This is a genomic window from Streptococcus sp. 1032 (assembly GCF_013277015.1).
Lineage (GTDB): Bacteria > Bacillota > Bacilli > Lactobacillales > Streptococcaceae > Streptococcus.
In genome coordinates this window covers 1-17,571 of sequence record NZ_VMMD01000026.1, presented here as the reverse complement: position 1 = coordinate 17,571, position 17,571 = coordinate 1, and the positions used below count along the sequence as shown (strand labels likewise).

Genomic DNA, 17,571 nt, shown 5'->3' with positions numbered 1-17,571 from the left:
GATTAATTAGGAATTGAAGCCAAAAGAAAAATCTCTAAGCAAGCGATTTTTCTTTTGGCTTTCTCTAAAACTACCTTGTCACTAATATTTGAAATCCCCTTCCTTTTAGGGTACAATGGTATAAATGAATTTTTGAGAGGAATAGAATGAAAAAACTAGCAACCCTTCTTTTACTATCCACTGTAGCTCTAGCTGGATGTAGCAACATCCAACGTAGTTTGCGTGGTGATGACTATGTAGATTCTAGCTTGGCCGCTGAGGAAAGCTCCAAAGCAGCAGCCCAATCTGCCAAGGAGTTAAACGATGCTTTAACAAACGAGAATGCCAATTTCCCGCAACTTTCTAAGGAAGTTGCTGAAGATGAAGCCGAAGTGATTCTCCACACAAGTCAAGGAAATATCCGTATCAAACTCTTCCCTAAACTCGCTCCTCTAGCGGTTGAAAACTTCCTCACTCATGCCAAAGAAGGCTACTATAACGGTATTACCTTCCACCGTGTTATCGATGGCTTCATGGTTCAAACTGGGGATCCAAAAGGAGACGGTACAGGTGGTCAGTCCATCTGGCATGACAAGGATAAGACTAAAGACAAGGGAACTGGTTTCAAAAACGAGATTACTCCTTATCTCTATAACATCCGTGGTGCTCTTTCTATGGCTAATACTGGTCAACCAAACACCAATGGCAGCCAGTTCTTCATCAACCAAAATTCTACAGATACCTCTGCTAAACTCCCTACAAGCAAGTATCCCAAGAAAATCATCGAAGCCTACAAAGAAGGGGGAAATCCTAGTCTCGATGGTAAACACCCAGTCTTTGGTCAAGTGATTGACGGTATGGATGTTGTAGATAAGATTGCCAAAGCAGAAAAAGATGAAAAAGACAAGCCAACTACTGCTATTACTATCGATAGCATCGAAATAGTGAAAGACTACGATTTTAAATCCTTATTTTTAAGTTAAATTATTAAAATCCCAGATTTGGTCCATCCAGCCTTCATAGAAGTCTGGTTCGTGGCAGACCATAAGAATAGATCCCTTGTATTCTTTGAGAGCGCGTTTGAGTTCATCCTTGGCATCCACATCCAAATGGTTGGTCGGCTCGTCCAGCACTAAAACATTGTTTTCACGATTCATCAAGAGACAGAAACGAACCTTGGCTTGTTCCCCACCTGACAAGACCTGAATTTGGCTTTCGATATGCTTAGTTGTCAAACCACAACGGGCAAGGGCTGCACGGACTTCTGCTTGGTTGAGGGCTGGAAAGGCATTCCAGACAGCTTCAAGTGGTGTTTGACGATTACCGCCTTCTACTTCCTGTTCAAAATAACCGAGTTCTAGGTAGTCACCGCGTTCCACTTCCCCAGCGATTGGCGGGATAATTCCCAAGAGAGACTTCAAGAGAGTTGTTTTCCCGATACCATTTGCCCCGATAATAGCAACCTTTTGATTACGTTCAAAGGTAAGATTTAAAGGCTTGGTCAGAGGACGATCATAACCAATCTGCAAATCCTTGGCTTGGAAGATAAAGCGCCCTGGTGTACGAGCCGGTTTGAAATCAAAGGATGGCTTTGGTTTCTCACTTTGCAGTTCTATAATGTCCATCTTATCCAATTTCTTCTGACGAGACATGGCCATGTTTCGTGTTGCAACACGCGCTTTGTTTCGTGCCACGAAGTCCTTGAGATCCGCAATTTCTTTTTGCTGACGTTCGTAGGCAGCCTCTAGCTGAGATTTCTTCATAGCATAGACTTCTTGGAACTGGTAGTAGTCACCAGAATAACGCGTCAGCTGTTGATTTTCCACATGATAGACAATATTGATAACGTCATTTAGGAATGGAATGTCGTGTGAAATGAGGACAAAGGCATTCTCATAGTTTTGGAGATAGCGCTTAAGCCAGTCAATATGCTCAGCATCCAAATAGTTGGTCGGCTCATCCAAAAGTAATATATCAGGCTTTTCAAGGAGAAGTTTTGCCAAAAGCACCTTGGTTCTTTGCCCACCTGACAAAGAAGTTACATCTGTATCCATGCCAAAGTCCATGACACCAAGGGCACGCGCTACTTCGTCAATCTTAGCATCCAAGGTATAGAAATCACGACTCTCTAAACGGTCTTGAAGTTCTCCCACTTCTTCCATGAGAGCATCAACATCCGCTCCGTCTTCAGCCATTTCCATATAGAGGTCATTGATACGGGCTTCCGCTTTGAAAAGCTCATCAAAGGCTGTACGGAGAACATCACGTACCGACTGCCCTTCAGCAAGGACGGAGTGCTGATCCAAGTAACCAGCAGTCACATATTTGGACCACTCAACCTTCCCTTCATCTGGCAGCATTTTACCAGTCACGATACTCATAAAGGTTGATTTTCCTTCACCATTGGCACCGACCAGGCCGATATGTTCTCCTTTGAGAAGACGGAAGGACACATCTTCAAAAATTGCACGGTCACCAAAACCGTGACTCAGATTTTTAACTTCTAAAATACTCATTTTAATTCCTTATCTTGTTTTTATACTCTTCGAAAATCTCTTCAAACCACGTCAGCTTCACCTTGCCGTACTCAAGTACAGCCTGCGGCTAGCTTCCTAGTTTGCTCTTTGATTTTCATTGAGTATTATGTAATTGTTTATAGAGGAGCCAAGCCAGATAGCCACCCAAGATATTGGTCCACAAATCATCAACCTCAAAGACTCGATTAAAATCAAAGAAAAAATCCAAGACTAACTGCGTACACTCAATTCCAAAACTCACTAGAAAGCTAAAAAGAAGGATCTTTTTTGTTTTCCGCAAGTTTGGAAGGAGATAAAGGAGTTGGAAAACAAGAGGAAAAAGCAAGAAGACATTTAAAATGTTCTGCAAAAAAATCCAAATGACTTGTCCCAAACTAGTCACTTCACCCAGTTTCCAGAGAGAATTGAAAGGAGTCAAAAGAAAAACCAGGCGTCCAAGATGCTGAATACCTGGAGTTTCCACCCCCACGGGAGATTGTTCTTGAGGAGTAAAGCAAAAATAGACAATGCAAATGCTATAGAAAATGACTCCCCAGACCAAAATATGATTGTAACTCTTCTTCATCATTAAGGATTGACTGCTGCGACTGCTTTCTGGCGGTCACGTTTCATTGTATTGGAACGCAATTGTCCACAAGCTGCATCAATATCAGTACCATGCTCTTGACGAACCACACAGTTAACCCCTTTTTTCTTAAGCGTATCATAGAAGGCCAGGACGCGCTCTTTAGGACTACGGCTATATTGGTCATGCTCACTAACTGGGTTATAAGGAATCAAGTTTACATAAGACAATTTCTTGATATTCTTGAGCAATTCAGCCAATTCCAAGGCTTGTTCTACACCGTCATTGACTTCATTGAGCATGATATACTCAAAAGTCACACGACGATTAGTTGTCTCAATGTAATACTCAATGGCTGCGAAAAGTTTTTCAATCGGAAAGGCACGGTTAATCTTCATGATGCTTGAGCGCAATTCATTGTTCGGTGCATGAAGGGAAACGGCAAGATTGACCTGAACTCCTTCATTAGCAAAGTCACGAATTTTATGGGTCAAACCTGAGGTTGAAACCGTAATGTGACGAGCACCGATGGCCATTCCCTTGTCATCATTGATAGTACGAACGAAATTTAAGACATTGTTGTAGTTATCAAAAGGCTCACCGATACCCATGACAACGATATGGCTGACGCGTTCGTCCTGACCACGTTCATCAAAGTATTTCTGAACCAGCATGATTTGCGCTACGATTTCCCCATTATTAAGGTCACGTTGTTTCTTAATCAAACCAGAGGCACAGAAGGTACAACCAATATTACAGCCGACCTGAGTGGTCACACAGACAGATAAACCGTAGTGTTGACGCATAAGTACCGTCTCAATCAACATACCATCTGGCAATTCAAAAAGATATTTAACTGTCCCATCAGCAGACTCTTGCACAATACGTTGTTTCAAGGGATTGACCACAAACTGATCATTAAGCTTAGCAATCAAATCTTTTGACAGGTTGGTCATCTCTTCAAATGACTGGACACGTTTACGGTAGAGCCATTCCCAGATTTGATCTGCACGGAATTTCTTTTCTCCCTGCTCCAAAACCCATTCCTGCATGGTTTGACGTGTTAAACTATAAATTGACGGTTTCATTTCTACTCCTTATTCTCTACTCACTTCTGACGAATAACAAAATGACGTTGCCCCTTGTCCTCTTTCTGAGAATACTGGTCTTTCTGACGACGTCTATTTTTCTTATCTGCATTCGGCTTTCGTTTGGTTTGAGACGGCTTCTTTCCTTTTCTAGAAGGTGGTTCTTCTTCCTTCTTACGCATTTTCTTGTCAAATGATGCGCGCTTAGGTGCTTCATTTTCTAGAACAAAATAGGCACAACCATAACTACAATACTCTAAAAGATAGTCTTGTAAACGACTGATTTTTTCAAGATTTTCCTCTGTTCGGTCATCCTTGTAAAAACCTCGTAGGCGAAGCTGTTCGTTGCTCCAGTCTCCCACGATATAATCAAACTTGGTTAAGACTTCTGAAAAACGCTGATTAAAAGTCGTCACATCAAAGGCTTCCTTGATATTTTCCACCAAGGAAAAAGCGATCCCTTCCGTTTCGACCTTGTCCCCGTGTAAATGAAACTCAGGACCAGGAAACTTGTTATAGTTGTATAATTCAGGTGCAATTTCTTTTCGCATAGATATCCTTTTTCCACGATTACTTAATACTTTATTCTACCATAATTTCTAGCAGTTAGCACGTTTCTCATAAGAATAGAAACGATAAACTTTTAGTCTTCATTAAAATACCTAAAGCGTTTATACTATTAAATCTTAAAAAATAGCAGGTCTTTAGGACTTTTTAAAAGACTATAAAAGTTCTTAAAAAGTCCACAAAAAAGCCCTCAAAAAGGGCAATAAATGACGAGTTCAGCAGGCAAGAAACTAGCACGGTCAAACGTGCTTTTTTTATTGCTGATTGCTGATAGGTATATTATAACACGATAAAGACGATAGGGCAAAATATCCCATCAAGATGATATACACTTACCTATATACTTCCAGCTCTCCGTTCTGGTGGATTCTCGCAAAGTTTAAAACAGCTATCTGTTTATATCGGTGGTAGCTAGTGTATTTTGTCCCAGCAATTTCTAAACATTCGCTTACTGTTTTCTTTCTCATATAGCAATAATGGATAATGAAGTATTTTCTGGCTCGTTTGTTCTCTATACTGTTGATGTCGTGGGCGAATATTTCCAACCCCTCACGGATTGCCTTTTCATGCTCACCGCTCAAACTCCACTGATCAGGTAAGACAAGCTTCCAAGCCTCTTCATCTATCGTAACTTGGTTTTCACTTCCTGCCACCCTCTGGAAACGTAGAAAGTAAGTCATCCGCTCTCTGACATTCATCATCGTTTTAAACTTATCCAGCTCCATTAGTTCGCTCCCTTGTGATATAATATTATTGAGATTATAGCTGAGGCGGAGCGCCTTGGCTTTTTTCGTATTCTAAGGCTTTTCCTTTTGAATCTCATCTTCCCAGACTGATTCAACCATTGCGCTCATGGCCTCTATAAATTTATCATCCTTAACTGGAGTTTCTTGATGGATGTTACTCTTAATCACACTGATTTCTGCTCGCAACTTCTCGTCCAGCAACTCCAAATCACGAAAAGCGCTATTATTCATCCCATGCAAAGCAGAAAGAAAGGCATTAAAATTACTAGATCTCAATCCACTTTCGATAATTTCAGATTTAGCTTTATTTTTTAGCCATTCATACTCATTAAAAGCCTGTTCTCTTGACCATAAAGCACGGTTTGAAAACTCTTTTAATAACTCTCTGTACCTTGTATTAACCTTATACTCTTTCAGCAACTTACTAGCCCTTGAATCTATCGTACTATCAGTCATCTTTTGGGCGTTATAAGCCCCTTTATATGCTTTTCTTTGAGATAGTCCAGCCACTAGTCCTTGGACAAATTTTTCTTGTCTCTGCGTTAACTTATCTGTCACATTAGTTCACCTCCTTAAGCGACAAAAAGGGGAAAACTCCCTCTTGTCTTAAGCGTTATCTTGCTCAGCTTGTAATACTGATTCTTCTACGTTGTAGTCAATGATTGCACCAATAGCATCACCATCTTCAATGTATTTAAAATTATAACGCTCGTACTCTGGATGTGCTTGCTGGTGCTCCTCCATTAGTTTAAAGAGTTCTACAATCGTCGGTACTGGTTCAATTTTGTGTCTGATTTGTCTCTTCATCTTTTAAAAATGCCCTTTCGCGTCATTATAAGTACGACCAAAAACTTGTTTATAATTTTCTTCTAAGAATGGTTTTACTGGATATGTTGGTACATAATCAATCAGTCCACCAACTGGAGAAATTCTAGCCCCCCCTGTACTGAAAGTAAATTCTCTCTTACCTTTCCCCACTTTGTAAGCCATAGCATGGTAAAGAGTTCGGAGTTTATCTGAATCAGCAATAATTTCATTATCAATCTGATCAATCTCTTTCATCAAATCCACGGCTTTATCATAAAGCGCCTTATGTTTTTTGTCAACCGTTGAATCTAGTTCATCGATTTTTGCCTTAAAATCTTCAAGGTTCATCAATGCTTCATTGTGTAAGTCTTCCAGCTTTTTAGCGTTCTTTTTTAATTTACTTTCAGCAATCCATAAATTATCCTTGGCATTGCGTAGCTTGTCTTTATCTACTTCATCAACCGCCTCATCGTGTTCACGTCGGGCGGTCGCTTGGTCTTGGAGCAACTGTGTTTTTTCTCGTTCAGCCTCAGCAATCGCATTTTCGTTTTGCGTGATCAATGCGTTTACTTCCTTAGTGATTTTATCTAGTGCTTTATCCATTTTTTGGGCTAGTTCTTGGCGCTTTTGCGCTTGTTCAATGTTGTTTGTGTTTTGTGTTTCTGTCATCTTATTCTTTCCTTTTCTGTTGTTTTTATTAATTTTAGAGTGCCATATCCAATCCAGTCACGGGGTCTCTATTGTAGTTCATCTACTTACATCCTCTCTACTCTATTCCTCAACTTCTTCATCTATTGGATTTTCGCTATTCTTGAAAACCTCACAAATGCGTTTAAAGTTGATATCTAGATTGTTATCCTCCAAATACTCAGCGATAAGCGTTCCGTTTTCCTTATATCTTAGTTTAATAGCTGGCACTAGATAAGTACCTCTCATATATCCAAATAAAGCTAGCCCTGCTATTTGTGCGTCTTCTAGGTTTCCAAATTCATAAGTAAATGTATGTTTTGGTGCGGTTTCTGAAAATACTTTTAATGTCATGTTGTTTTTCCTCTTTCTGTTTTAAGGGTGTCACTAGTAATTACACCGTCGCAAGGGGGTCGGTACTATCTACCCCATTTTATTTTAGGTTTTGGGCAAAGTGTAGCCGTTTTTGAATATCTATTGGCTACGCATTCCGCCTTACAGCCCCAAGGGTTTTCGCCTTGTGTAGCCGTGTAGCCGTTTCATCTCAGAAAAAAATAATATATAACGCATTAGGTATTTAATTAACTATACTTTTATAAAATATATATTTTGGCTACATTTATATTAAAAAGTCAGTAATATCAAGGGTTTAGGGGTGTAGCCATTTTTTTCGTCTTGTCTACACCTCTTTGAAACCCTTACAGTATCAAAGGTTTTCAGTGTAGCCGTTTTTTTATCTTTTGGCTACACTGTCTACACTTTATTTTTTTATTTTAGCAAATCCGCGCTTGACGCTTTTACCAAACCTTAAAGATTCTCTATATTCCCAGCCTTCTTTGTTTTGCATGATTTTCTTTACCTTATTTTTATCTTTGGGATTAGGGGAATTGTTCAAATAAACCTCAGAAAAGAATAAATTAACTACCACCTTATCCCTTTCCACCAGTTCCCCATACTTTTCAGTATCAAGATGAATCTCTACGCCATTAGTGCCCATATGGTAGCCGTGGTTCATCATGTCATGAATATAGTAGTGTCTTGTACTGTCTGTTGTTGGGAATTGATACATATTTTTAGGGTAGGGAGTTTCTAAATAACGCTCAACATCCTCAAGGATTTCATCTACAAACTTGTAACGGCTTCTAACCTCGTTTACTAGCTTTTCTTGGTCGTCTGTCAAGGTCAAAGATTTATTAGACTTCCAAGCTACCACCATAGCACCCCAAAAGGCTCTACGGTCTTTTTCCGTCCACTTCCTGCCCTTATAAGCGGTGTCCTTGTAGACTTCTGCAACCAGAAAGCGCCTTTCTCCTGTCAGGTCATTTAAATAATCATGGTCATTGGTTGCCCTCACGATAATAAAACTCTTAGGCAATCGTCTGTCACTTGAAGCGTAAGGCGGTCTAAACTCTAGCTTGGTTTCTGTGATGAATTTCTTCAATTCTGAAAAACTAGCCTTTTTGCTGGCCACCATCTCATCATCAAATACACACCAGTTTCTTACCATTCTAGCCTTGTCATCTTTGTCTGTGAAGGTCTCAACGGTTGTAAAATACTTGTGAGTGAAAAGCCCCTCAAAAAATTGGGTCTTTCCTACTCCCTGCCTTCCAGTCAAGTCCAGCACAAAGTCAAACTTGATGGTAGGGTCAAACACCTTGGCAACCGCTCCACGGAAAAACAAGTCCATGATAATACGGTTATATCCATCATCCTTAATATTGAGATAATGCCTTAAAATATCAAAGGGATCACGCTGATTCACTAACTCTTTATACTCGCTTTCACAAGATTCCAGATAGTCTTTTAAGGGATTGTAGCTGTGTTCTCCAGCTACCACTTCCAAAATATCCGCTATGTCAGGCTTTTTATAGTCCATCTTGTACTTGGTAGCAATATAAGCCCTAATCTCTCTGATAATCAGGTCATCGATTGCACCGCTCAGGATTCTACCGTTTAGCTTCATTGGTCTAGTCACGTCAATTTCATAAGTAAAGACGTTGTATTGTATAGCCCCTTTTAGCTTGCTATCTCCATTCAAAATCTTCTTGAGATTGTCCAAGTTGACTGCAAAGCCATCGCCTCTTGCTTTCTTTGCCAAGTTCAGGCTATTATGTTCCTCATCGGTCTCCCTTGCTTGGGTCAAGTCCACCACTTCAGGCGGTACTTTCTGCTTATCTTCTTCAATGATTTTATCTACAATGTCATTGCTATTCAAAAGCCACCTCCTTATAGAATTTTGTCGCTACTTCTAGAAAGTAGCTTGCTAAGTCTTTCCGTTTAACGATTGCTGAAAACAAGTCCACTAATTGGCCAAAACTGTAACCATTCACAAATAGCAAGCGGACAAAAAGTGAAGTCTCATACCTGGTATAAATGCCATTACAAATCAGGTCAAAAACCCAGCCTTTTAACTCCACTCCAAGCCCCTGCCGTTGCTCTGTCAATTTGTTTACCTCTAAATCTTTCAGGATCGTCAGCAAGTCAGGACTGGCCAAACCTATTTCTAAATCTCTGGTTAGTTCCCAGCCCTCTACTTCCTCACTCTCGTCTTTAACTACCACATACAAGCCTTTGTAGTGAAAAGCCGTCAGCGCCTCGCCTATTGGCTCAAAGTAGATAAATTTGTAGTAATTCCCATTCTTCCAAACTTGGGTTGGGGTAGACTTGAGAAAGCCAAACAAAGGCAATTTGTCAGCGGATAAAATTAACTCCAGCACCCTCATTTATCCACCCCCAGAAACTTCCAGATGTCAGTCACTAAATAGTAAATCATTCTAGAACCATCGTCAGGAGGTTGATAGCGTCTTAAACCCTGCCTTTCCCACTTATTTAGCGTGCTGTCACTAATTTTCAATTCCTCTTTGAGTTCAACTCTATTTATAAGCTTGGTCAGTCTCTGCGGTGCTTTCTCATGCGCTTCAAGGTATCTTTCCACTACCTCCAGAATGCCATGAGTTAGGTCATGCTCACTTTCTCGGCTTAGGCTAAACATATCCGCCCACCTCCTTCAAGGTTTCTTTGTAGCTCTCTAAATCAGCATTTAAAAGGACAGTTAGGCGTTTCTGTTCTTCCTGTACTTGGTTATAGAATGCTTTTGCTCCGTCCAGTAACTCCTCTTTGTTAGCAGGGATAAAATATCCTCTAAATGTCCCGTGTCGAACCCCAACAATAGGAACGCTATGGCGCGTGATTAGACGGCTGATAATATCTTGCACGGTTCTTTCTGCTAGCTTAGTGATCAGGCTGATTTCTGCCCCTGTTATGGAGTTCTCAGCCCCTACCTTGATTAATCTTAATACTCGTTTGTCATTCTCTGATAGACTCATTCAGTTCCTCCTCTCCTTTGCTTTTATTCAAAAAGGTTATTTGTCCGCTCGCTACCCCTCGCAAAATATCTTTTTGAGTTTCTATGATGGTATCAAGGGTTTTCAAAATAGCTGTCTTAGTCTCTAAATCCAACGTTTGTTTTGTCAACAAGCCCATAGTTACAGCTAACTTTGTTGCATTGTCCATACACGTAGCTAGAAAAATATCTTTTGTAAAATAAGGTTCATCTGGTATTTTTTCACTATCAAGGTATATCTTCACTATGTAACTCATTTCATTCCTCCGTAAACTCTTACCCCTGCAAGCTGGATATATCTCCCATAATCAGGGTTTAAATCCTCGCTAGGTGTTTCTATCGTCTGTTGGTTTTCTCGCTCAAATTGGGCGCTTTTTTTGCGGTCTAGGTGGTTTATATAAAGCAGTCAGCCAATCAATACCACCATAGAGATTACCGCCTGTGTATTGGTCAAATCTAATTCATTCATGTCATGCCCTCGCTTTGTAATTCTTGATAAATTTCGCTTGTTTAGGTTGTTCCATATTCAGCAAGTCGTCTTCGGCTTGTGCCATTTCTTTAATATATTTAGTCATGGTATGCCTCCAGCTCTTTAGCGTCGTCATTGTTCAAAAGCAAAAAGGCTATTTCATTTAGACGATCGTATAGCTTTTCATTCTGGGCGTATGCTGTATCAGTGTATTTTTTAGCAAGCCATAAGAACGTGGTTGTATCTTTCTGTAGTGCAAACTCAAGCCCTTCAAGAGCTAGGTTATTCATTTCTAAAACATTCATGATGTCGGTTAATTCGTTCCCTAATTCTGATAGTTTCTTAGCCGATAATAGAACTTGTTGGCTTGATGTTGCTTTTTTTGTTGTCATGTTTTTTACCTCTTTTTCTATCTTTTTATACTTGCCACGATGGCTTTTTAATGCTTTTTTTCCTGTCACATGCCCCACGCTCAGAGTCGCCAAATTGAAAGCGTGAGAAAGTACCAGTTTAAAGAGTTGGCGCTCTATGCTTTTCAAAACCTTTTCTAATTGCTTGCCTGCACTTCGGTTTTCTTAGTTTTTCTTCATTTCGTTTACGGCTTTATCTGCTAGCCGTTGCCATTGTTTTCTAAAATCTTGTTCATCTATCCGCCCATGCAGAAAGTCGCTCAGGGCGTAAGTTGCACGGCTGTAAAATTGCCTTGCTCGTTCGTATGCTGTCATCTGTTAGCCCTCCATCATGTCATAAAGTAGGGCGTAGTGCTTATCTGGGATTCTGTCCAAGGCTTTCAAGCCATCGTGTTCTGCTTTTTGTCTTGTTTCCGCCTTGACTGTGCTATCAAAGGCGATAGAAAAAGCGTTTAGCATTGCCTTGTATCGGTCTACACTCTTCAAATAGCGCCCACGGCCTGACAATTCCTTGTCTTCAAGCTCCTCTTTTATCGAATTGTCCAAAAGTTCAAACTTGGTATAAACCCCTTTTTCTACTTTGAAGTCTATCCGTTTGCTTTGTCTCAAACTGTAAAGATTAGTTCTGCAACTCTCTAAATTGCGGTAGCCCAATATTCCAGCGATTTCTTCTAGGTTTTTGCCCTCTAATTCAGGTAATTTTTCAGCAATATCCTTGAATTTTACTACTTGATGTTTCTTTCCCATTGTTTACCTTGTCTTTCTATGCTATAATCAAGGTATAGAAAAAATATCTATATTCTTGATCCAGTCGCTTGCTTCTGTCGCCAAACGTTCAGCAAGTGACTTTTTTTTGTTGTCGTTTTTAATCTTCATGTCTAGGTTTTTTATAAATCAGTTGACGGCTTTCCACTAACTCAGCGATAAAAGCTAGGTTATTGGCTATATTTTCTATCAAGTCGTCAAGTACCTCTTTATTTTCAGGTAATGCCATAGCTTCCGCCACACTCACGGCATCATCTAGCCATGTTTTAAATTCTTTAAAGTTCATTTCTTTGCTCCTTTTTTGTTGTCAATTCCCAGTGGTAAAGCACCACATGAGAAATCTGTAAATGTATTGTAGTATTGCGATTGGGTCGCTCCTTTCTATTCTTTCGTATCTAGAAATTCATCCAGCGTAACTCCCAAGTAACTAGATACTTTTTTCAATGTATCAAGACTTGGATTCTTTGCACGTTCATAGTACAAAGCCGTTAAAGTGCTTTTTGATAGTCCTGTTTCTCTTGCAACATCTGCCACCTTCAAGCGCTTCTTTGCTAAAATAACACGCATATTATTTTTCAAATACCTTACCCCTTTCCATTATCTTTAAAATCGACCTCCAGTAGAATAGATTGAAAAGTGTTGCTCTGGAGATTGGTGTAATTTTTGTTCAACTCTAGTTGACAAACTCATTATATTGCAATCATTGTGCAATGTCAAGAGAATTATTAAAAATAATTGCACTTTTTTTGCACCCTTTGAAATTAATCGTGATATAATACATTTGAAAGGGGTTTATATAAATGAATAGATTGAAAGAACTAAGACAAGAAAAAAAGCTAACTCAGCAAGAGTTAGCGAATGAAATAGGGGTCACAAAACGAACTTATATATATTGGGAAAAAGGTGAGCGCCAAATAAAAACAGACAAAGCGAAACAACTAGCTGATTTTTTTGGCGTACCTGTTGGATACCTGCTAGGCTATAGTTCTATTCCTCCGCTCTTAGAAAACCAATTGTCCGAGGAGGAAAAAGAAGAGTTAAGAAAAAACCCGCAATTGGCAAATGAATTATCAGACTTGGCTTGGCAAAAGTATACAGTAAAAATGAACGCCATCGAAAATAAGAAACACAAACCTGCTAGTATTGCAGAAATACAGAACCGACTTAATAGCCGATACGGAACGAACGTTCATGGAGATTCTGCATTTCTCGCATTTTCAGTTGGTGCTGGGGATCACGATTATGAATTTCTACGTTGGTTTGATGGATTACTTGATATTGATTCGATTGACGGAACTAATACCGCTGATCTGCTTTATAAATACATTATCTTAGATGATGATAGCAAACGGATAATAACCGAACTTATTGAAAAATTACCACAAATAAAAGCTGATTCTATTCTAGTAACAAATCACAACGATGATGAAACAAATTAAACTAAAATTTTAATCTATTTGAGAAATTATCAGTATATATAAAAAGGAGATTATCCATGAAAAAACTACTAACCACATCAGCAATCCTGTTTACTACTACTCTTCTAGTAGCTTGCTCTAACAATCAATCTGCTACCAAAGATAGCTCGGAGCAACCAAAAATGGAGCAAACTAAAGCAAAGGACAAACCTGCTTCTAAAAAGGCTACTAGCTTAGACGATTTTAAAAAAGCACTAGAAAGCAATGGCTTCACTATCAAATAAGAAATCTCAAAAGAAGCTAGTCTTATTCAAGCCGAATCAGGAAAAGGATTCATCTTAGAAGATGATACTGCTGTAGAGGTTTACGAATATTACGATAAGAACCCAATGTTTGAAGAAGCTAAGAAAGAAAAAGAGTTGATTGGACACCCTGCTTATATCTACGGGAATTATGTTGTTTTAGTGCTTAATGCTACAGACTCAAAAGATAAAATTTTAGAGAGTTTCAAAGGATTTGAATAAACAAAAAAATCCCCACGCTCTCAAGTTTGGCCAGTCTGAGCGTGTATAGAGGGAAATAAAAAAAGCATCGTTAATGTGACAATGGTTAACGAAGATTTTTATAAATTAACTGGTAGTTAATGAGGAAGGAAAAACTATGGGAAGTAATAGAACAAACGAAGAAATAGCTGTTTACACTGCCACGATAATACAAGAACTAGAGGATTATCTTCATCTCCTCCAGAGAATGGACGATGAAGGGAATAAACGATCTGATAAAATAGCGCAGTGGATAGAAAATTGGGTAAAATACTTAAAGATAGAACAAGTTTTTAATCCGCGAAGTATTCAGGCTTTAAAAAGAGGAAGTATCGTTTATGCTGATTTTGGTTTCAATGTTGGTAGAGAATATGGAGGTCTTCATTATGCAATAGTTCTGAATAAAATAGATGCACGTTCAAACCATCTTCTTCATGTATTGCCTTTGACCTCTGTAAAAGAAACAACTGATATATCTAATTTGAAATATTTTCAACTTCCAATTGGCAACGAAGTGTTTCAATTACTATCAAATAAAGCTTTGAAAAAAGTTAGAGAGTTATCTGAATTGTATGATCGTTTTTCAAAAAAAGATGGTGAATTGCGCGAAAAAGTTGTAATGGTTGAATCGTTAATCGAAGATAATAAAAAAACTTTGGAAATACTTAAAAACTTATCGAGTTCTGATATAGACGATTCTTCTATTAAGCAAATACTAACCATCAATAAAAATATAGACTTCGCAAGTGATCAGGCGGAGAAAATACGACAGGAGGCAAAAGAAAATGCAATTTTACTTGCAGAACTTAATGAGAAACTGGAGTATGCTAATAAATTTATCCTAAAAACACAAAATATGAACAAAGATAGTATTGTTCTATTGAATCAGGTTACAACAATTAGTAAAATGAGACTCCGTGATCCAAAAAATAATAATTCAATTTTGAATGGTATTGTACTTTCCGATGATACTATGGACAAAATAGATGAGGCACTGAAAAATATTTTTTAAAATCCGAGTATTTTTATTGACTTTTCTTAAAATTAGGGTTAGAATAGAATCATAAGGTCGCTTGACGACAAAATATATGATACTGTCCCAGGAGGACAATTCTAGCCCTGCTCTTATGAGTAGGGCTTTTAGTTTATTAAAAATCCCTGGAACCTCATCCCTAATATTTTTCTTTTAGGGTAGCCGAAAAGTCCGATTATACCAACAAAGGCGCGTGGATTCTCGAGCTTCGTTCGAGCTTCAAGCCTATATAAGCCCCATATCCGCCTTGTTTCCAACTCTGGTATTTATTTACCGTCTGACTACTTAAAAACGAAAATAAGGGGGTTCTCGTAGCCCCTCACATGGTATAACTTCAAAATCTTTTCTAATTGCTTGCCTGCTGATGGAAAAGGAGTAAAACCATGAAAATTACAGAATACAAAAAGAAAGATGGATCAGTAGTTTATCGTTCCAGCATTTATCTGGGCATCGATACCGTAACGAGTAAGAAAGTCAAGACGACTATATCAGGGCGAACTAAAAGGGAACTCAATAGCAAGGCTATCCAAGCCAAATTAGAGTTTGAAAAAGGAGGCTCAACAGTATATAAGGCGGTTCAAATCAATACCTATGCCGAACTGGTGGAGAATTGGCTAGAAACGTACTGCCATACAGTCAAAAAGTCAACACTTACAATAACTAAGGTAAGAATTAATAACTATCTACTTCCTGCCTTTGGAGACTACAAACTGGACAAGCTAACGCCCCCAGTTATTCAAAAGCAAGTCAATCAATGGGCAAAAGATTACAATCAACTAGGCAAAGGCTACCAAGAATATACGCAACTTAACTCGCTAAATAAACGCATACTTAAATACGCCGTATCGTTGCAAGTTATCTCCTTTAATCCTGCCCGTGATATTATCGTCCCACGGCGTAAAGCAAAAGAAGGGCAAAAACTGAAATATCTTGATGATGAGAATTTGAAAAAGTTCTTAGCTTATCTGGAGCAGTTACCAAACACTTACAAAAATTTCTACGATACAGTGCTATATAAGACGCTTTTAGCTACTGGTTTGCGTATTCGTGAGTGTTTAGCCTTGAAATGGTCTGATATTGACTTACAAAACGGTACACTAGACGTAAATAAGACTCTAAACTGTGAAAAGGAAGTCACCACCCCTAAAACAAAATCAAGCGTAAGAGTGATTGACTTAGATACCAAAACGGTACTCATGCTTCGGCTTTACAAAAATAGACAATCGCAAGTGGGTAGAGAAATAGGCTTGACTTATGAAAAAGTATTCCCTAATTATTTCGATGAATATAGAGACGCTAGGACGCTTAGACATAGACTTGAGAAACATTTAAAACTTTCTAACTGCCCTCGTTTAACTTTCCACGCCTTCCGTCACACTCACGCTAGTATCTTACTCAACGCTGGCCTGCCTTACAAAGAAATACAAACAAGACTTGGTCATTCTCAAATTTCAATAACCATGGATACTTATAGCCACTTGTCCAAAGACAACAAGAAAAACGCTACTTCATTTTATGAAAAAGCCATTGAAAAATTAAAAAGTTCCTAAAAAGTCCACAAAAAGTTTAAAAACTCACTAGCTCAATTGTGAAATGTAGCTATATCAAAGGCTTTACACATCCTAATTGAAATTTAGCACGTTTCTCATAAAAATGAAAAAAGTCTGACGATTTTGTCAGACCAAAATAATATAACCTTAAAAAGAGAAGAACAATTCTTCCCTCCAACTATCATTATTTAGCTGCTACGTACAATTCATCTACTTTGTTCCAGTTGATCACTGAGAAGAAAGCTTTAATGTAGTCAGGACGCACGTTGCGGTATTTCACGTAGTAAGCATGTTCCCAAACGTCCAAGCCCAAGATTGGTTTTTTGCCTTCTGAGATTGGTGTGTCTTGGTTTGCTGTTGAAGTCACTTCAAGCTTCCCTTCTTTGTTGACAACCAACCATGCCCAGCCAGAACCAAAACGAGTTGTTGCTGCTGCAGTGAAGGCTGCTTGGAATTCTTCAAATGAACCAAATGTTGCATCGATTGCTGCTGCAAGTTCTACTGATGGAGCTGTTTTTTCAGGAGTCATCAATTCCCAGAAAAGAGCGTGGTTCAAGTGTCCACCACCATTGTTGATAAGCGCTTGACGGATATCAGCTGGGATAGATTCTACATCAGCAAGTAAAGCTTCAAGGTCTTCACCGATTTCAGGGTGTTTTTCAAGAGCTGCATTGGCATTGTTGACATAAGTTTGATGGTGTTTGTCATGGTGCAAGTGCATTGTTTCCGCATCAATGTATGGTTCCAAAGCGTCGTATGCATATGGAAGATCTGGTAAGATAATAGCCATCTGTAATACCTCTTTTTCTTTCTATATGAAAATGATAACGCAAACATTCACTTTTTTCAAGTTTTTTGCTTATAGATGAAGAAATCACTGAAATACTTTCTAATAATACTCTTCGAAAATCTCTTCAAACCGCGTCAACGTCGCCTTGCCGTAGATATGGTTACTGACTTCGTCAGTTTCATCCGCAACCTCAAAAACATGTTTTGAGCTGACTTCGTCAATCTTATCTACAACCTCAAAGCAGTGCTTTAAGCAACCTGCGGCTAGTTTCCTAG

The 17,571-nt window shown here is 38.9% G+C and carries 26 protein-coding genes; 6 read left to right on the top strand and 20 right to left on the bottom strand.

Annotated elements, in window-relative coordinates; translation table 11 throughout:
• Window positions 1–146: 146 nt before the first annotated feature.
• Window positions 147–962, top strand: coding sequence for a peptidylprolyl isomerase (locus tag HT711_RS08980; protein WP_173250043.1), 816 nt, complete (start codon window positions 147–149; stop codon window positions 960–962).
• Here the strand turns inward: HT711_RS08980 and HT711_RS08975 are convergent.
• The 19 genes from HT711_RS08975 to HT711_RS08880 form a co-directional block, all read right to left on the bottom strand.
• Window positions 954–2,495: an ABC-F family ATP-binding cassette domain-containing protein gene (locus HT711_RS08975; protein WP_000025378.1), complete on the bottom strand. Its 1,542-nt coding sequence runs from the start codon at window positions 2,493–2,495 to the stop codon at window positions 954–956. The genes HT711_RS08980 and HT711_RS08975 overlap by 9 nt on opposite strands.
• Window positions 2,496–2,610: 115 nt before the next feature.
• A complete protein-coding gene (locus tag HT711_RS08970) occupies window positions 2,611–3,084 on the bottom strand; it encodes a VanZ family protein (protein WP_173233762.1) in 474 nt (157 codons plus the stop codon).
• Window positions 3,084–4,169: a 23S rRNA (adenine(2503)-C(2))-methyltransferase RlmN gene (gene rlmN / locus HT711_RS08965; RefSeq protein ID WP_173233760.1), complete on the bottom strand. Its 1,086-nt coding sequence runs from the start codon at window positions 4,167–4,169 to the stop codon at window positions 3,084–3,086. Before rlmN ends, HT711_RS08970 begins: the two co-directional genes overlap by 1 nt.
• Before the next feature lie 20 nt (window positions 4,170–4,189).
• Entirely contained in the window at window positions 4,190–4,720 is a 531-nt protein-coding gene (locus HT711_RS08960; RefSeq protein ID WP_173233757.1) for a YutD family protein, read from the bottom strand.
• A gap of 348 nt (window positions 4,721–5,068) precedes the next feature.
• Window positions 5,069–5,461: a transcriptional regulator gene (locus HT711_RS08955; RefSeq protein WP_173250041.1), complete on the bottom strand. Its 393-nt coding sequence runs from the start codon at window positions 5,459–5,461 to the stop codon at window positions 5,069–5,071.
• A 72-nt stretch (window positions 5,462–5,533) separates the two neighbouring features.
• Window positions 5,534–6,040: a terminase small subunit gene (locus HT711_RS08950; protein WP_173233753.1), complete on the bottom strand. Its 507-nt coding sequence runs from the start codon at window positions 6,038–6,040 to the stop codon at window positions 5,534–5,536.
• A 48-nt stretch (window positions 6,041–6,088) separates the two neighbouring features.
• Entirely contained in the window at window positions 6,089–6,289 is a 201-nt protein-coding gene (locus HT711_RS08945; protein ID WP_023947511.1) for a hypothetical protein, read from the bottom strand.
• A 3-nt stretch (window positions 6,290–6,292) separates the two neighbouring features.
• On the bottom strand, window positions 6,293–6,958 hold the full coding sequence (locus HT711_RS08940) for a hypothetical protein (RefSeq protein WP_173233751.1): 666 nt from the start codon (window positions 6,956–6,958) through the stop codon (window positions 6,293–6,295).
• A 102-nt stretch (window positions 6,959–7,060) separates the two neighbouring features.
• Window positions 7,061–7,330, bottom strand: coding sequence for a hypothetical protein (locus HT711_RS08935; RefSeq protein ID WP_049512058.1), 270 nt, complete (start codon window positions 7,328–7,330; stop codon window positions 7,061–7,063).
• Window positions 7,331–7,736: 406 nt separating this feature from the next.
• Window positions 7,737–9,191, bottom strand: a complete 1,455-nt coding sequence (locus HT711_RS08930; RefSeq protein ID WP_173233748.1) for a virulence-associated E family protein — start codon at window positions 9,189–9,191, stop codon at window positions 7,737–7,739.
• Window positions 9,184–9,699 (bottom strand): hypothetical protein, encoded by a 516-nt coding sequence (locus tag HT711_RS08925; protein ID WP_173233746.1) that lies wholly within the window; start codon window positions 9,697–9,699, stop codon window positions 9,184–9,186. The genes HT711_RS08930 and HT711_RS08925 overlap by 8 nt, the downstream gene beginning before the upstream one ends.
• Window positions 9,696–9,968 carry a hypothetical protein gene (locus HT711_RS08920; protein WP_173233744.1) on the bottom strand — a complete coding sequence of 91 codons (273 nt, stop codon included), beginning with the start codon at window positions 9,966–9,968 and terminating at the stop codon, window positions 9,696–9,698. Before HT711_RS08920 ends, HT711_RS08925 begins: the two co-directional genes overlap by 4 nt.
• Window positions 9,961–10,302, bottom strand: a complete 342-nt coding sequence (locus HT711_RS08915; protein WP_000058832.1) for a hypothetical protein — start codon at window positions 10,300–10,302, stop codon at window positions 9,961–9,963. The genes HT711_RS08920 and HT711_RS08915 overlap by 8 nt, the downstream gene beginning before the upstream one ends.
• Window positions 10,283–10,576 carry a hypothetical protein gene (locus HT711_RS08910; RefSeq protein ID WP_173233742.1) on the bottom strand — a complete coding sequence of 98 codons (294 nt, stop codon included), beginning with the start codon at window positions 10,574–10,576 and terminating at the stop codon, window positions 10,283–10,285. Before HT711_RS08910 ends, HT711_RS08915 begins: the two co-directional genes overlap by 20 nt.
• Window positions 10,577–10,886: 310 nt before the next feature.
• Window positions 10,887–11,180, bottom strand: coding sequence for a hypothetical protein (locus HT711_RS08900; RefSeq protein ID WP_173234113.1), 294 nt, complete (start codon window positions 11,178–11,180; stop codon window positions 10,887–10,889).
• A gap of 183 nt (window positions 11,181–11,363) precedes the next feature.
• Window positions 11,364–11,513, bottom strand: coding sequence for a hypothetical protein (locus HT711_RS08895; protein ID WP_173233740.1), 150 nt, complete (start codon window positions 11,511–11,513; stop codon window positions 11,364–11,366).
• A 3-nt stretch (window positions 11,514–11,516) separates the two neighbouring features.
• A complete protein-coding gene (locus HT711_RS08890; RefSeq protein ID WP_173233738.1) occupies window positions 11,517–11,945 on the bottom strand; it encodes a hypothetical protein in 429 nt (142 codons plus the stop codon).
• Between the two features lie 118 nt (window positions 11,946–12,063).
• Complete coding sequence (locus HT711_RS08885) at window positions 12,064–12,249, bottom strand: hypothetical protein (protein ID WP_173233736.1); 186 nt, start codon at window positions 12,247–12,249, stop codon at window positions 12,064–12,066.
• Window positions 12,250–12,344: 95 nt separating this feature from the next.
• Window positions 12,345–12,542, bottom strand: coding sequence for a helix-turn-helix transcriptional regulator (locus tag HT711_RS08880; protein WP_049512034.1), 198 nt, complete (start codon window positions 12,540–12,542; stop codon window positions 12,345–12,347).
• Window positions 12,543–12,763: 221 nt separating this feature from the next.
• Between HT711_RS08880 and HT711_RS11325 the strand changes: the two genes are divergently transcribed.
• The 5 genes from HT711_RS11325 to HT711_RS08860 all read left to right on the top strand — a co-directional run bounded on the left by HT711_RS11325 (window position 12,764) and on the right by HT711_RS08860 (window position 16,506).
• Window positions 12,764–13,402, top strand: coding sequence for a helix-turn-helix transcriptional regulator (locus HT711_RS11325; RefSeq protein ID WP_240148999.1), 639 nt, complete (start codon window positions 12,764–12,766; stop codon window positions 13,400–13,402).
• A 56-nt stretch (window positions 13,403–13,458) separates the two neighbouring features.
• Window positions 13,459–13,665: a hypothetical protein gene (locus tag HT711_RS08870; RefSeq protein WP_173233635.1), complete on the top strand. Its 207-nt coding sequence runs from the start codon at window positions 13,459–13,461 to the stop codon at window positions 13,663–13,665.
• A gap of 105 nt (window positions 13,666–13,770) precedes the next feature.
• Window positions 13,771–13,905 (top strand): hypothetical protein, encoded by a 135-nt coding sequence (locus HT711_RS11440; RefSeq protein WP_275690476.1) that lies wholly within the window; start codon window positions 13,771–13,773, stop codon window positions 13,903–13,905.
• Window positions 13,906–14,041: 136 nt separating this feature from the next.
• The gene (locus HT711_RS08865; protein WP_045762569.1) at window positions 14,042–14,935 is read left to right on the top strand and encodes a type II toxin-antitoxin system PemK/MazF family toxin; all 894 of its coding nucleotides are present in this window, start codon (window positions 14,042–14,044) and stop codon (window positions 14,933–14,935) included.
• A gap of 404 nt (window positions 14,936–15,339) precedes the next feature.
• Window positions 15,340–16,506 (top strand): site-specific integrase, encoded by a 1,167-nt coding sequence (locus tag HT711_RS08860; protein WP_173233734.1) that lies wholly within the window; start codon window positions 15,340–15,342, stop codon window positions 16,504–16,506.
• A 184-nt stretch (window positions 16,507–16,690) separates the two neighbouring features.
• Here HT711_RS08860 and sodA read toward each other — a convergent pair whose 3' ends face one another.
• On the bottom strand, window positions 16,691–17,296 hold the full coding sequence (sodA, locus tag HT711_RS08855; RefSeq protein ID WP_173233732.1) for a superoxide dismutase SodA: 606 nt from the start codon (window positions 17,294–17,296) through the stop codon (window positions 16,691–16,693).
• Window positions 17,297–17,571: the final 275 nt, after the last annotated feature.

Coding starts and splice junctions, on each gene's coding strand:
- HT711_RS08980 (WP_173250043.1), top strand. CDS start 147: ATGAAAAAACTAGCAACCCTTCTTTTACTATCCACTGTAGCTCTAGCT.
- HT711_RS08975 (WP_000025378.1), bottom strand. CDS start 2,495: ATGAGTATTTTAGAAGTTAAAAATCTGAGTCACGGTTTTGGTGACCGT.
- HT711_RS08970 (WP_173233762.1), bottom strand. CDS start 3,084: ATGATGAAGAAGAGTTACAATCATATTTTGGTCTGGGGAGTCATTTTC.
- rlmN (WP_173233760.1), bottom strand. CDS start 4,169: ATGAAACCGTCAATTTATAGTTTAACACGTCAAACCATGCAGGAATGG.
- HT711_RS08960 (WP_173233757.1), bottom strand. CDS start 4,720: ATGCGAAAAGAAATTGCACCTGAATTATACAACTATAACAAGTTTCCT.
- HT711_RS08955 (WP_173250041.1), bottom strand. CDS start 5,461: ATGGAGCTGGATAAGTTTAAAACGATGATGAATGTCAGAGAGCGGATG.
- HT711_RS08945 (WP_023947511.1), bottom strand. CDS start 6,289: ATGAAGAGACAAATCAGACACAAAATTGAACCAGTACCGACGATTGTA.
- HT711_RS08940 (WP_173233751.1), bottom strand. CDS start 6,958: ATGACAGAAACACAAAACACAAACAACATTGAACAAGCGCAAAAGCGC.
- HT711_RS08935 (WP_049512058.1), bottom strand. CDS start 7,330: ATGACATTAAAAGTATTTTCAGAAACCGCACCAAAACATACATTTACT.
- HT711_RS08925 (WP_173233746.1), bottom strand. CDS start 9,699: ATGAGGGTGCTGGAGTTAATTTTATCCGCTGACAAATTGCCTTTGTTT.
- HT711_RS08920 (WP_173233744.1), bottom strand. CDS start 9,968: ATGTTTAGCCTAAGCCGAGAAAGTGAGCATGACCTAACTCATGGCATT.
- HT711_RS08915 (WP_000058832.1), bottom strand. CDS start 10,302: ATGAGTCTATCAGAGAATGACAAACGAGTATTAAGATTAATCAAGGTA.
- HT711_RS08910 (WP_173233742.1), bottom strand. CDS start 10,576: ATGAGTTACATAGTGAAGATATACCTTGATAGTGAAAAAATACCAGAT.
- HT711_RS08900 (WP_173234113.1), bottom strand. CDS start 11,180: ATGACAACAAAAAAAGCAACATCAAGCCAACAAGTTCTATTATCGGCT.
- HT711_RS08895 (WP_173233740.1), bottom strand. CDS start 11,513: ATGACAGCATACGAACGAGCAAGGCAATTTTACAGCCGTGCAACTTAC.
- HT711_RS08890 (WP_173233738.1), bottom strand. CDS start 11,945: ATGGGAAAGAAACATCAAGTAGTAAAATTCAAGGATATTGCTGAAAAA.
- HT711_RS08885 (WP_173233736.1), bottom strand. CDS start 12,249: ATGAACTTTAAAGAATTTAAAACATGGCTAGATGATGCCGTGAGTGTG.
- HT711_RS11325 (WP_240148999.1), top strand. CDS start 12,764: ATGAATAGATTGAAAGAACTAAGACAAGAAAAAAAGCTAACTCAGCAA.
- HT711_RS08870 (WP_173233635.1), top strand. CDS start 13,459: ATGAAAAAACTACTAACCACATCAGCAATCCTGTTTACTACTACTCTT.
- HT711_RS11440 (WP_275690476.1), top strand. CDS start 13,771: ATGTTTGAAGAAGCTAAGAAAGAAAAAGAGTTGATTGGACACCCTGCT.
- HT711_RS08865 (WP_045762569.1), top strand. CDS start 14,042: ATGGGAAGTAATAGAACAAACGAAGAAATAGCTGTTTACACTGCCACG.
- HT711_RS08860 (WP_173233734.1), top strand. CDS start 15,340: ATGAAAATTACAGAATACAAAAAGAAAGATGGATCAGTAGTTTATCGT.
- sodA (WP_173233732.1), bottom strand. CDS start 17,296: ATGGCTATTATCTTACCAGATCTTCCATATGCATACGACGCTTTGGAA.